Genomic DNA, 1,176 nt, shown 5'->3' with positions numbered 1-1,176 from the left:
CATCACTGCCTGGAACGAGTTCCTCTTCGGTCTCATGCTGACAACCAGCCGTGCCGTGCCGATGACGGTCGGCGCGTCCTTCTTCTTCGCCGCAAGCGGCGGCGGCGTAAAATGGGGAACCGCTTCCGCGGTCATGATGCTGGGCGCCTTGCCGCCGGCCTTGCTGGGTCTTGTGATGTATCGGCAGATATCAGGATCCATGACCGCTGGAGCGGTCAAAGGCTAAAGCAAGACGAAGTTCGTCGTTCTGACTAGTTGGACAACCCTATCCGACAGGGCGAGCGCACTTGTCAGGCCAGGTGACTCGATTCCGAAAAGACTGATCAGCCGTCCGGACTGATCTGCCAGAATGTCGAAATCGCCGAACTGCAACCCGTTCGTTTTAGGCCGCAGCCCGCAATAGCTCGGCTCCAGTTCCCCGTCCCTCAGCCCCGGCCAGTAGCGTCGGATGGCCGCGTAAAATGGTGTGGCCCGAGTTGGGTCGACCGCGTAGCCGACCTCATCGACGGGCTCGACGTCCGGCCCGAAACGAACCGATCCGGCCATATCCAGCGTCAGGTGAACTCCGAGGCCGCCTGGTTCCGGAACCGGATAAACAAGATGGTTGAAGGACGGGCGGCGTCCAAGCGCAAAATAATTGCCTTTGACGTAGGTGACATCTGGGATTTTGCCGCCATGCCCGCCCGCAAGGCTCCGGGCAACGAGATGGGCTGACAATCCGGCCGCATTGATGACCAGATTTGCGGCGATCCGATAGCCTTCCATATCGCCGCCAAACTGGAGCTCGCAGCCCGTTTCGGCGACGTTGCCGCCGAGAACCGGCGCGCGAAACGCAAAGGTGGCACCGGCATTCTCGGCATCGCCCTGTAGCCCCAGCATCAGCGCGCGGCTGTCGACGATCCCCGTGCTTGGGGACAAAAGCGCGCCGGCAACCTCCAGTTCAGGTTCAAGCCGTTCCACATCCGCGCGGCTGAGCATCTCCAGGTCCGCAACACCATTGTCCGCAGCCTTGGTCCGGATCCCCTCCAGGATCGGCAATTCCGCGTCGCTGGTAGCGACGATCAGCTTGCCGATGCGTTGGTGCGGAATCCCGCGCGCTTCGCAATAGCGGTAAAGCGCGTTCTTTCCTTCGACGCATAGCTGCGCTTTCAGGCTGCCCTTAGGGTAGTAGATGCC

The 1,176-nt window shown here is 61.4% G+C and carries 1 protein-coding gene and 1 pseudogene; one reads left to right on the top strand and one right to left on the bottom strand.

Annotated elements, in window-relative coordinates; genetic code table 11:
* Positions 1–226, top strand: a pseudogene (locus tag EN893_RS34845) (carbohydrate ABC transporter permease); the annotation flags it as partial.
* Here the strand turns inward: EN893_RS34845 and EN893_RS34840 are convergent.
* Positions 223–1,176, bottom strand: a 954-nt coding sequence (locus tag EN893_RS34840; protein ID WP_128362205.1) for an FAD-dependent oxidoreductase, incomplete at its 5' end; no start/stop codon positions are given. The pseudogene EN893_RS34845 and the gene EN893_RS34840 sit on opposite strands and share 4 nt — an antisense overlap.

This window comes from Mesorhizobium sp. M7A.F.Ca.CA.004.04.2.1, from assembly GCF_004022825.1.
In the GTDB taxonomy this organism is placed as follows: domain Bacteria; phylum Pseudomonadota; class Alphaproteobacteria; order Rhizobiales; family Rhizobiaceae; genus Mesorhizobium.
This window is presented reverse-complemented; position numbering and strand designations above follow the sequence as displayed.